This is a genomic window from Deinococcus sp. YIM 134068 (genome assembly GCF_036543075.1).
Taxonomy (GTDB): Bacteria; Deinococcota; Deinococci; order Deinococcales; family Deinococcaceae; genus Deinococcus; species Deinococcus lichenicola.
This window is the reverse complement of record NZ_JAZHPF010000042.1, coordinates 1-10,534: the sequence shown is the minus strand read 5'-3', so window position 1 is coordinate 10,534 and position 10,534 is coordinate 1. Positions and strand designations below refer to the sequence as shown.

Below are 10,534 nucleotides of genomic sequence, written 5' to 3'. Positions count from 1 at the left end.
GTCTGGAGCTGAGCCAGGACAGCCTGGTAGAGTCGAGGAGCGTCCCCGGCGGCATTTTCAGTTGTCACAAACAGAAAGTGTCCCCTACCGGGGACGCTTTCTCATACTTTCTGTCAGGCGGTCAGCGGCCAACCCTCAGCGGGCGTCCCTCTCCTCGCCTCCCACCTCCAGCAGCGCCAGGGCGTCCCGGACGCGCAGGGGGCCAGGCTCCCGGCCCGGATGGAGGGCGCGCACCACCGCCTCCGGGTGCGGGTGGCCGTGTTCCAGCGCGCGGCCCGCCTCACGCCAGAGACCGGGGCGGAAGGGGGCGAGGGCGGGGTCGTGCAGGGCGCTCCGCAGCCAACGCAGGGTGGCGGCCCCGTCGCCGATCAGGGCGCGGGCCTCCAGCGCGAGGAGCTGGGCGGTCAGGCCGGGGTCGGGAGCGTGGGTGCCGGGCAGGCCGACCTGCACCCGGCGGACGAGGGCGTGGGCGCGGTTGATCTCGGCGAGGGCGGCGTCCGGCTCCCCGGCGCGCAGGCGGGCCTCGGCCACGGCGGCGCGGGCCTGCGCCCCCGCGTAGGGGTGGTCGGTCATGGCGAGGGCGTGCTCGGCGTGGCTCAGGGCGGCGCGCGGGTCCGGGTCGGCGAGGGCGCGGCTGAGATGGAGGTCGAAGGTCAGCACCTGCTCACGGTCGCTGGGGCCGGGCGGGCGGGCGAGGGCCGCGTCCAGCAGCGCGCGGGCGTGGGCGAGGTCGGGGTGGTCGCGGCGCGGACCGGTGAAGGGTTGAAGGTAGGGCCGCCCCAGTCCCCGCGTCAGGTAGGAGAGGGCGACCCTATACCGGGTCCGGCGCGTGCGGTACTCGGCCTCCGCGCGGCGCGGGCCGGGGCGGGACAGCAGGGAGAGGGCGCGGGCCGCGTCTGCCAACGCCTCGTCGGGGCGGCCCAGCGCGAGGAGGATGGGCACGCCCTCGCTCAGGAGCCGGGCGCGCACCACGCCGTCGTCGCGGCCCTCGGGGAGGAGCGAGAGGGCGGCCCCCAGGTGGGCGCGGCCCTCCGCCGGGCGACCCAGGCGGCGCAGGGTGGTGGCGGCGCGGGACAGGACGCGGGCGCGTTCCTCCGGGCTGCCCCCGGCGGCCTCCAGGCGGGCGGCGGCGTCCGTGAGGGCCTCCAGGGCGGCGGCGGGCTGCCCCAGCCGCAGGCGGAGGTCCCCCTCCTGATAGCGGGCGCGGGCGGAGAGGAGGGGGCTGGTCTCCGGGACGAGGTGGAGGTGGCGCAGGGCGTCCCCCCACGCGCCCGCGTCCTTGGCGATCAGCCCCCGCCACAGGTGGGCGCGTCCGCCCCCATGCGCCGTGCGCGGATCGGTCGCGGCGCGTGTGGCGGCTTCCAGGTCGCCGCGCCAGCGGGCGAGCGCCGCCTCCACGAGCAGCGCGTCGGCCCCGGCGGCGGCGGTCCAGGGGTCGTGGGAGCCGGTGGGCACGGCGGCGAGGTAGGGCTGGGCGAGCTGCGCGGTCGCCGCCCCGAAATTCCCCGCGTCCACGCTGCTCTCGGCGAGCTTGACGCGCGCCCAGCCGCGCACGGCGGGCCGGGGGGATTCGAGCAGGGTGAACAGCGCGTCGCGGGCGGCGGGGGCGTCGTACTCGCCGCGCCCGGCGTGGTGGGTGGCGACCGCGCGGGCGAGGGTCTCGCGCGTCTCCCCGGTGGCTCCCGCCCGCACGCGCGGCCACAGCGGCGGCAGGTGCCGGGCGTCATCGGGCCGGGTGGCGAGGTGCGCGGCGAGGTCCGCCCACTCCCCCAGCTCCGCGAGCGCGGCGAGGCGGAAGGGGGCGAGGTCGGGGCCGGGGGGTGCGCCGGCCAGGCGGCGGCGGGCGGCGTCCACCTCACGGGCGGGAACATAAGTCAGGGCGGCGCGCAGCGCGGGGAGGGGCGTCCATCCCGCCTCCCCCTTCTGCAACAGCGCGCGGGCGTGGACCGGAAGTTCGGTCACGGGGAGACCGAGCACGGAGGAGAGAGCACCGTCCGGGGCCTCCCCCACACCCAGCGCCGCGAGGGCCGCCGCGAGCCGCCTCACGTCGGGGTCGGCGAGGAGGTGCCCCGGCGTCACGCCGCCCGTGCCCGCGAGGAGGGCGAGGCGGCCCTGGTGCCGCCCCGTCTCCCGCACGAGGGCGTCGGCCCGCTCGCGCGTCACGCCCAGGCGGGCCATCAGGTACGCGCGGGCCTCGGTGGGGGTGGGGGGGCGCAGGGCGATCACCTCCGCCACGTCGGCAGGCACTCCCCCCGCGTCCTCCAGCGCGAGGAGCACGGCCACCCCCGGCGGCGCGCGGCGCAGGAGATGGTCGGCGGCCCACGCGGCGGATGAGATGGGCCGACCCTCGGCGTCACGCGGCGGCCCGCCCACAAAGGTGAGGTCCGCCGTCACCCGCGCGAGGAGCACACCCGGCGCGGTGGGGAGAACGGCCCGCGCCGCGTCCGCCTGCGCCTGCGCGTGGGCCGCGAAGGATGTGCCGCGCACCGGGGAGAGCGGCCATTCCCCCTCTCCGTTGCCCTGCTCCCCCCGCAGGTTGAGGCGCGTCACCCGTCGCCCCTCCCCTCCCGCCAGCGCCCGCTCCAGATGGTCGAGCAGGATCGTCTTGCCCGCCCCCGCGCGGCCCGTCACGATAAGGCGGGGGGCGCGGCCCGCGCGTACGCCCGCGAGGAATTGACGGTACGCCCGCCGCTTGGCCCGGCCCAGCAACTCCGACTCGTCGGCGGGCGGGTCGGGCGCGGGCGGGGGGACGAGGGGCCGCCCCACCTCCCGCGCAAGGTCCTCAAGGATGGCCCGCAGCGCGGCCTTGTCGCCGGGCGTGCCCACGTCGCGGTACACGATGTCGCGCACGCTCGACCCCCGCGCCCCCCTCGCGCGCATCTCGGCCTCCAGCCAGCGCAGGCTGCCGCGCACCTCGCGCCCCCCGCCGGGCCGGGCCGGCAGGTGCGCCCGCAGGTCGGCGAGGATGCCCTTCCAGTCAGTGCCGGATGCCGGGGAAGTCACGGTGGGACGAGGCTACCATCCTGCGCCTTCCACTTGCACCCGGTTCAACAAAGCGGAGGAGACGCGCGCCTGACGCCCGGATCAGCCGTCGCGGGTGGCCCCGTGTATACTCCGCCTCAGTTCTCACACTTCCCACGCAGACCCACCAGGAGGCCCCATGCGTCGATTCCCCGTTCATCCCGTCCTCGTCACCCTCGCCCTCGCCGCCCTCGTGACGGCGGGTGCCCAGAGCCAGGGGGCAGCCCAGGCCCTCTACGACGAGGGCAAATGGCAGGAGGCCGCCGCCGCCGCCGCCGCGCTGAACACGAGTGCGGGCCTCGCCCTCGCCGCCGAGGCCACCACCGCCGGGGCGGCCCTCAGCCCGGACAACGCCAAGAAGGGCCTGTTCGAGCGGGCACAGGGGTACGCCCGGCAGGCCATCTCGCTCGACAAGAACAACGCCGACGCCTACTTCGAGCTGGCGCGCGCCCAGGGCCGCCTCGCCCAGTACAGCGGCATCCTGCGGAGCCTCGGGCTGGCGACCGAGATGAAGAAGAACCTCGACCAGGCCATCCGGCTAAGTCCCAATATGGCGGGGGCTTACGTGGCGCTCGGCCTGTGGAACGCCAACCTCGTGAGCAAGGGCTTCGTGGCGACGGGCGCGACGGGCGCGAGCAAGAACCAGATCACGCCTAACTTCGAGAAGGCCATCGCCCTCGAACCCGAGGTCGCCGTCCACCGCATCGAGTACGCCAACGCCCTGCTGCTCCAGAAGAACCGCGCCGGGGCCGTTGCCCAGCTTCAGAAGGCCGTGTCCCTCCCCGCCGAGACCTTCTGGCAAAAGCGCGACCTGGAGGAGGCGCGGGGGCGGCTGGCCGGATTGCAGTAGAGCCGTCAGCCGTCAGCGGTCAGCTTTCGGCATCAAGAAGCCCCCGGCCTACGCTGGGGCTTCTTGTTGTTTGCTGACGGCTGATGGCTGACCGCTGACCGCTCCCCCCAGCACCGTCACCGCCCCCCCCAGCACCTCCACCCCCACCGCCGTCACCCTTCCGGCGAGGTCGCCGTCGAGGTGGAGGTGGGTGGGCCGCGCCCAGGTGACGGTCGCGCGGTGGCCGGGGGCGTGGTGGACGTGGACATGGCCGAGGTGGCGGCCCCGCAGGATGCGCGCCATCAGGCCGAGGACCTGGGGACGGCTCACCGGGCCGCTCGCCACGACGTTGAGCAGGCCGTCGCACGGGTCGGAGAGGGGGCTGATCCTGAAGCCCGCGCCGTAGCGGGTGCCGCTCATCACGGCGGCGAGGCAACTGGGGCCGTCATACAACGTGCGCCCGTCCACCTCCACCCGGACCGGGGTGAGGGTCAGGCCGCGTACCGCCGTCAGGGCCGCCCAGACGTAGCGCCCGAGGCCGGGCAGCCGGGCGGGGGCGCGGGGCAGCAGCGCGGCGACCTCCGCATCCAGACCCATGCCCAGCCCGTTGAGCAGCAGGCGGGAGGTGCCCGCCCCGTCGCCCTCAAGGACGGTGGCGCGCAGGGCGTCTACTCTGCCCGGCGGCGCGGCGAGGCGGTCCAGCGCCCCGGCGAAGTCGCCCGGTTTCACGCCGAGCATCCCCGCGAAGTCGTTGCCCGTCCCCAGCGGAATCAACCCGAGGGGCCGCCCTCCACCGTCCCCGGACTCGTCCACGAGCGCGGGCAGGAGCGCCCCCACAGTCCCGTCTCCCCCAACCGCGAGCACCGCCACGTCCGCCGGGAGGACGCATACCCGCGCGAGAGCCGCCGCCCCGCTCGCCTCCCGGATGAGGTCGAAGGGGAGACGGCGGGCGCGCAGCTCCGCCTCCAGCCGGGGCCATTCCCGCGAGGCGAGGCCGCGTCCGGCGGTCTGGTTGAGGACGACGGCATAATGCCGGACGAACGTTGCGTTGGTCACGTTGTCTGAGGATACGCCGGGGAAGCGAAAGTGCAGTTCTTGAAGGGGGAGGGCGCAACGATTCCAACGCTGGTGGACGGATTGTGGTCGGGCACGCCGCGACCGACCCCTCGGTCAGCTTCACTGACAGCTCCCCTTGAGGGGAGCCTGTTCTTCTCTGCCTCCCTTTAAGGGGAGGTGCCCCGAAGGGGCGGAGGGGTCGCCCTCGGCCCAGTCTCTCTCCTGATGGCCGAAGGCTCGTCCCCTACGCCCAGTCCGCCGGTCTCTCCACCAGCCCGAAGTGCCACGCGACTGCCTGAGCAATACGCCCCGCCGCCTGTCCATCCCCGTAGGGGTTACGCGCCGAACGCATCCGGGCGAGTTCGGCCTCGTCGCTCAGCAACCCGCCAATAACGGACCGCAGGGTATCGGGATCATTTCCAGCAAGCTTCAGCACGCCCGCCTCCACGCCCTCGGGGCGCTCGGTCACGTTGCGGAGGACGGCGACGGGCACACCCAGCGCCGCCCCCTCCTCCTGAAGGCCGCCGCTGTCGGTGGCGAGCAGGGTGGAGGCAGCCATCAGCGGGGCCATCTGCGCGTAATCCAGCGGCTCGGTCAGCTCGAAGTTGGGCAAGTTCCCCAGCGCGGGCCGCACCGCGTCCTGCACGGCGGGGTTGAGGTGGACCGGGTAGACGAAGTGGCAGTCGGGGTGCGCCTGGGCCACGTCCGCCAGCGCCCGCGCCATGTCCGCCATGACGGGCAGGTTTTCGCGGCGGTGCATGGTGACGGTGACGAGGCGTTGCCCGGCGTCCAACTTCTCCCGCCACTCGGGGCGCAGGGGCACCCGGCCCGCCACCTCGCGCACGGCGTCCACGGCGGTCTGCCCGGTCACGAAGACGCCGTGCGGGTCCTTGCCCTCACGCAGCAGGTTCGCGCGGCTGCCGGGGGTCGGCGCGAAGTCCAGCGTGGACAGCACGCCCGTCAGGCGGCGGTTGGCCTCCTCGGGAAAGGGTTCGGCCATGTTCCCGCTCCTCAGCCCCGCCTCCACGTGTCCGACCGGGATGCCCTCGTAAAAGGCGCTCAGGGTCACGCAAAACGAGGTCGTCGTATCCCCGTGGACGAGCACGAGGTCCGCGCCCATCGCGCGCAGCGTCCGCCCCGCCTGCGGCACGATGCGGGCGGTGAGGTCGGCGAGGGTCTGGCGGTCGGTCATCACGTTCAGGTCCTCGTCGGGCGTCAGGCCGAAGACGGCGAGGGCCTCGTCGAGCATGGTGCGCTGCTGGCCGGTGGAGAGGATCAGCGGCGTGATTCCCGGCTGCCGCGCGAGGGCCGCGTACACGGGGGCCATCTTCGTCGCCTCGGGCCGGGTGCCGAAGGCGAGGACGACGCGCTTGTTGCCTTCCTGAAGGGCGGGTTCTGTCATCGCGCCCACCCTATCAACCGCCCTGACCGGGAGCGGTGGAGGTCGAAGTCGGCCCCCCCGCCTCCTGCTCCTGCGCGCGGACGCGGCGGTAGGTCACGAACCACAGGCACACGAGGATGAAGGCCGCCGTCACCACGATGACGGGCAGACGGACCCCCTGCGCGAGCATCCCGAACACCCCGCAGGCGAGCGAGACCGCCCACAGGATGATCGCCGTGCGCCGCGCCGAGGCCGTGCGCGCCAGAACCCGGTGGTGGATATGCGTCTTGTCCGGGTGCCCGAGTGGGTTGCGAATGCCCCGCGCCAGCCGCCCGATGACGACCTGCGTGGTGTCCACGAGGGGCAGCGCCAGCACGAGCAGCGGCACGAGCAGACTGGCCCCGGCGCTCACCTTGAGGGTGCCGAGCAGGCTCACGGCGGCGAGCGTGTACCCGAACAGGTACGCCCCCGCGTCCCCCATGATGATGCGGCTGGGGTTGAAATTGTGCCGCAGGTAGCCCAGCGCCGCCCCCGCCAGCCCCGCGAGGAGCACCACCGCCGCCGCCCGGTCCACGAACTGCGCCGCCGTCGCCAGCAGCACCACGCTCACGACGAAGCCCACGCCGCCCACCACGCCGTCCACCCCGTCCATCAGGTTCACGGCGTTCGTCAGGCCGACCACCCACAGCAGGGTGACGAGGAAGCTCAGCGGCTCGTTGAGCGCGGCGGGCAGGGCGGGCAGGAAGGGAATGGCGTTCAGGTCGATCCGCAGCCCGTTCACGATCAGGAGCAGCGCCGCGAGCGCCTGCACGCCGAGCCGGAAGGCGGGCGAGAGGCCGTACTGGTCGTCGATGAAACCCACGAGCACGAGCACCGCGCCCCCCAGCAGAATCGCCAGCACCTGAATGTTCACCGCCTCGATCACGATGGGCCGCAGCGCCCAAGCCACCACCACGCCGAGCAGGAAGCCCGCGAAGATCGCCAGCCCGCCCGCGTTCGGCAGCGGCTCCTTGTTCAGCCGCCGGGCGTTGGGCTGGTCGGCCCACCCGACCTCCAGCGCGAAGGCGCGCACACCGGGAATGAAGCGCCACGTAAATACCCACGCCGTCACGAAGGTCAGCAGCACGCTGAGAAAGCCGCGCCCGAACAGGTCCGCGATACCGAATTGCGCCGCGAGCGCCTTTACAGAATCCATAAGCTGACCGGAGTCTAAAGGCTGGGGGTGAGGGATGGGCGACCCCCGAAAGGAGGACGAGCCGGATTGTCCGTCTCGCTCCTTTGTGTACCCTTGCAAGAGAGCGGCTTAGTTTTTAGCTCCCTCTCCCCTCGTGGGAGAGGGCTGGGGTGAGGGGGCGACCCAGTGACTCCACACCCTCCTCCCCGCCTTCGACCTTCGGCCTTCCGCCTTTCGCCTTCGCCCTCCCCTACTTCGTCCCGTAAATCCGGTCCCCCGCGTCTCCCAGCCCCGGCACGATGTACCCGTGGTCGTTCAGCCGCTCGTCCACGGCGGCCACGACGATCTCAACATCAGGATGGTCGGCCTCCACGACAGCGACGCCCTCCGGCGCGGCGAGGATGCACATCAGCTTGATGGTCTGCGCGCCCGCGTCCTTGAGGAAACGGATGGCGGCGCTCGCGCTTCCGCCCGTGGCGAGCATGGGGTCGGTCAGGAAGACGCGGCGCTCGGCGATGTCGGCGGGCAGCTTGTTGTAGTAGGCGACGGGCTGCAACGTCTGGGGATCGCGGTACAGCCCGATGTGGCCCACCTTCGCGGCGGGCACGAGCTGGGTGATCCCGTCCGTCATCACCAGTCCGGCGCGCAGGATGGCGACGAGGGCGAGCTTCTTGCCGCTGAGCATGGGAAACTCGCCGTGTTCCAGCGGCGTTTGCAGCGGCGTGGGCGTCACGTCGAGGTCGCGCATGGCCTCGTAGGCGAGGAGCATCGAAATCTCGCTGGCGAGTTCGCGGAATTCCTTTGCTCCCGTGGTGACGTTCCGCATGATGGAAAGCTTGTGCTGAATGAGGGGATGGGTCACGACCGTGAGCATGGCCCCACCATACCTCTCCCCCCATTCCGGCCCGAACCATCCAGCTCACGCCTCAGAATCCACGGCCCCCGCTGGCGGCTGGAAGCTGGCGGCTGGCCGCTCCCCTCACCCCGGCAGCCGCGCCAGCACGTGCCGCGCCCGCGACAGCTTGGGGCCGCGCTGGCCGTCGAACTCGTACGGCTCGTTCATCAGGAACCAGTACAGGTCGTGCAGATACGTGTGGGCGAGGTAGGCCCGCAGACAGGTCAGGGTCGTGTGGCTCTGGTCGGGCAGGAAGGTCAGCGCCGCGCCCAGGCTCGCGTCGGGCGAGAGCAGGTCGAGCGTGCCGGTCTTCAGCAGGGCGATGTCGCGCAGGGGGTCGTCCCATGCGGCCTTCGTCCAGTCGATGACGAGGACTTCCCCATCCGGCGCGATCATGATGTTGTCCTGCCACAGATCGAGGTGGCAGAAGGCCGAGGGGCGATCGAGGAGTCCGCGCTCCAGCGGTTCCTCCACCGCGTCGAAGAGGTCGTCGAGGGGATAGGCGGCCAGCGCCCGGCGAAAACGCCTGAGCCGCTCGCGCATCCGGCGGAGGTCCACCGGCTCGCCGCGCTCACGGTGCAGCTCCGCCAGAATCTCGCGCAGGCGGGGCAGCGCGGCGGGCACGTCGGCGGCGGTGAGGGAATGCCCGGTGAAGCGCCGCATGACGAGCGCCTCCACCCCGTCGGCCTCCACGGCACCCAGCACCCACTCGCCGAGGCCCGCGCGACGCATGTTCTGGGCCTCCAGACGGTGATCTCCCTGCTGGTTGCGGTACACCTTCACGACGACCTCGCCGTCGGGGGTGGCGTAGACGCGGCTCTGCATTCCCTGATCCATCGGGGTCAAGGGGCCGAGGCGGGCTTCCAGCACGGGAAAGCGCGGGGATGGCAGGCCGCCCGGAGTCACCCGCGCATCATAGCGGGGGCCGGGGCCGGGCTGGGGGACCAGCCTCCCGACCGGGGGACGGGGGACACCGTGTGGGTGAAGAGACGGGCAGCAATGCGGCTTTCCTCCGCTCAAGCGCACAGCTCATACTGAGCCACTTGCCCGGCGGACCGAACGGGAACTGGCCTTCTTCTGCCCTACTCCGCCAGCTTCTCGAAGGTCGCCACGAGGCGGGGGTCGAGGCTCGCGCCCGCCTCGGCCCTCAGTCTCTCCGGGTCGCCCAGCCGCACCGAGGCGTTCGCCACCGCGAGGATGCGGGCGTAGAGGGGAATGTCCTCGCCCGCGAGGCCGTCCGGCTCGCCCGCCCCGTCCCAGCGTTCGTGGTGGTGGCGGATGGCCTTTTGCGACTCGGCGAGGGGCGCGACCCCGTGGAGGAAGTTGGCCCCCATCTGGGCGTGCCCGGCCTCGCCGTTGATCTTGCCGAGGTCGTGCAGGGTGGCGGCGAACCACAGCTCGTCGAGTTCGCGCTCGGCGAGGCCCACCGCCCGCCCGAGGCGCAGGGCGGCCTCCGCCACCGCCCCCCCGTGCCCCAGCGAGTCGAAGTCCTGACTCTCCACCGCCTCCACGAGCGCCGCCGAGAGTTGCCGGGCCGCCTGCCGCCAGTCGTCGCGCGCCCCCAGCACGCCGAGCAGGGGGGCGACCGCCGCCGCCCACCGGCCCACGGCCTCCTGGGTGCCCGGCGACACCTCCACCGCCGCCTTCCAGTCGAATACGAGCGCCCCCAGGGTGCGGCCCCGGTCCATCAGCGGCACGACGAGCGTGAGGGCGGCGTCCGGCAGACCGGCGGCGGCCAGCCCCTCCCGCACCTCGGGGGAATTGTGCCCGGCCACCTCGCGGCCCCCGCCCTGAAGCAGGCGCGGACGCGGGCCGGTCCACGGGCCGCTCAGCGGTGTGCCCACCAGCGTCTTCGGGTAGCCGACCACCGCCGCGATGTGGTCCTCCCCCCGGCGCAATACCGCGTAGCCCTGTGCGCCGCCGCCGAGCAGCGTGACGCCGTGCGTGAGCGCCCCCTCCAGGATGCCCTCGGCGGTGGGACGGGCGAGGAGGTCGCCGAGCACGCGGGTCGCGTCGGGGGTGGGCGTGGAGGGGGGTGTCTCCGGGGCCGTCGCGGGGCGGGCATCGGGTTCGTTCTGGGGGCGGGGGCGTCGGAACACGTTCCGCCCAGTATACTCACGCTACTCTGGCCCGCCATGGCCCGCCCCCCCACCTCCCCCGCTGCCCCCAGCCCCCCCG

Annotated in this window: 8 protein-coding genes; 1 reads left to right on the top strand and 7 read right to left on the bottom strand. The window is 73.3% G+C overall.

Annotation, left to right across the window (positions count from 1 at the left end; translation table 11 throughout):
- Positions 1–135 precede the first annotated feature (135 nt).
- The gene (locus tag V3W47_RS19410) at positions 136–3,003 is read right to left on the bottom strand and encodes a tetratricopeptide repeat protein (RefSeq protein WP_331826889.1); all 2,868 of its coding nucleotides are present in this window, start codon (positions 3,001–3,003) and stop codon (positions 136–138) included.
- 157 nt (positions 3,004–3,160) lie between these two features.
- Here V3W47_RS19410 and V3W47_RS19405 point away from each other — a divergent pair, with 157 nt between their 5' ends.
- Positions 3,161–3,871, top strand: coding sequence for a tetratricopeptide repeat protein (locus V3W47_RS19405; RefSeq protein WP_331826888.1), 711 nt, complete (start codon positions 3,161–3,163; stop codon positions 3,869–3,871).
- A 48-nt stretch (positions 3,872–3,919) separates the two neighbouring features.
- On the opposite strand, the gene V3W47_RS19400 is transcribed toward V3W47_RS19405, so the two are convergent.
- The 6 genes from V3W47_RS19400 to V3W47_RS19375 form a co-directional block, all read right to left on the bottom strand.
- Positions 3,920–4,906, bottom strand: a complete 987-nt coding sequence (locus V3W47_RS19400; protein ID WP_331826887.1) for a diacylglycerol/lipid kinase family protein — start codon at positions 4,904–4,906, stop codon at positions 3,920–3,922.
- Between the two features lie 244 nt (positions 4,907–5,150).
- Positions 5,151–6,308 carry a non-hydrolyzing UDP-N-acetylglucosamine 2-epimerase gene (gene wecB / locus V3W47_RS19395; protein ID WP_331826886.1) on the bottom strand — a complete coding sequence of 386 codons (1,158 nt, stop codon included), beginning with the start codon at positions 6,306–6,308 and terminating at the stop codon, positions 5,151–5,153.
- 13 nt (positions 6,309–6,321) lie between these two features.
- Entirely contained in the window at positions 6,322–7,482 is a 1,161-nt protein-coding gene (locus V3W47_RS19390; protein WP_331826885.1) for an MraY family glycosyltransferase, read from the bottom strand.
- A 229-nt stretch (positions 7,483–7,711) separates the two neighbouring features.
- Positions 7,712–8,335 carry a uracil phosphoribosyltransferase gene (gene upp / locus V3W47_RS19385; RefSeq protein WP_331826884.1) on the bottom strand — a complete coding sequence of 208 codons (624 nt, stop codon included), beginning with the start codon at positions 8,333–8,335 and terminating at the stop codon, positions 7,712–7,714.
- Positions 8,336–8,440: 105 nt separating this feature from the next.
- Entirely contained in the window at positions 8,441–9,262 is an 822-nt protein-coding gene (locus V3W47_RS19380) for a phosphotransferase (RefSeq protein WP_331826883.1), read from the bottom strand.
- A gap of 176 nt (positions 9,263–9,438) precedes the next feature.
- Positions 9,439–10,455: an HD-GYP domain-containing protein gene (locus V3W47_RS19375; protein ID WP_331826882.1), complete on the bottom strand. Its 1,017-nt coding sequence runs from the start codon at positions 10,453–10,455 to the stop codon at positions 9,439–9,441.
- Positions 10,456–10,534: the final 79 nt, after the last annotated feature.

Bases quoted from the DNA above. Each gene is read 5' to 3' on its own strand.
- V3W47_RS19405 (WP_331826888.1), top strand. From the start codon at position 3,161: ATGCGTCGATTCCCCGTTCATCCCGTCCTCGTCACCCTCGCCCTCGCC.
- wecB (WP_331826886.1), bottom strand. From the start codon at position 6,308: ATGACAGAACCCGCCCTTCAGGAAGGCAACAAGCGCGTCGTCCTCGCC.
- V3W47_RS19390 (WP_331826885.1), bottom strand. From the start codon at position 7,482: ATGGATTCTGTAAAGGCGCTCGCGGCGCAATTCGGTATCGCGGACCTG.
- upp (WP_331826884.1), bottom strand. From the start codon at position 8,335: ATGCTCACGGTCGTGACCCATCCCCTCATTCAGCACAAGCTTTCCATC.